The sequence below is a fragment of the Aeromicrobium phragmitis genome (assembly GCF_003674095.1).
GTDB lineage: Bacteria > Actinomycetota > Actinomycetes > Propionibacteriales > Nocardioidaceae > Aeromicrobium > Aeromicrobium phragmitis.
The window spans coordinates 1-423 of record NZ_RDBF01000110.1 but is presented as its reverse complement, the minus strand read 5'-3'; the positions used below and the strand labels follow the sequence as shown (position 1 = coordinate 423).

Genomic DNA, 423 nt, shown 5'->3' with positions numbered 1-423 from the left:
CGCGTGCAAGCACAGCTCCCGGCGGCGCCGCCGAGCCTTGGGGTCGGGAAACCGCCCGCGAAGCACCTGCCACTGGACCCGGCGCTGCCGCGCACGGTGCAACAGACGAGCACGACGACGAAGGAAACAGCAGCAGAGCGCGGGATCGAGCGCTAACAATGGAAGGAACACATCGGGGGACACCATGAGTGAGTTTGAGCCTGACCCGGCGCAGCAGAGCGTCACCAAGATCGGCCGCTCAGCGGCGCTCGCAGCGTCGCTACTTGCCGAACGCATCGCGCGTATCCGAAGTGACCTCGCCGTGGCCGAGAGGACCCGCCAGCAGGAGCGAGCAACACAGCTGCGCCGCACGTACGAGGCCCAGAGGGACGCCGCGCGAGCGGAGCTGTGCACGGCGGACACGCAATGGCTCCGCACCGCGAC

General features: G+C 68.8%; 2 protein-coding genes. One reads left to right on the top strand and one right to left on the bottom strand.

Annotated features, from left to right (window positions below):
• Positions 1-186 (bottom strand): hypothetical protein (locus tag D9V41_RS18370; protein WP_208006916.1); only part of this gene is annotated, 186 nt, incomplete at its 3' end.
• On the opposite strand from D9V41_RS18370, the gene D9V41_RS16515 reads away from it, so the two are divergent.
• On the top strand, positions 185-423 hold a 239-nt coding region (locus tag D9V41_RS16515), incomplete at its 3' end, for a hypothetical protein (RefSeq protein WP_133434246.1). The two genes, D9V41_RS18370 and D9V41_RS16515, sit on opposite strands and share 2 nt — an antisense overlap.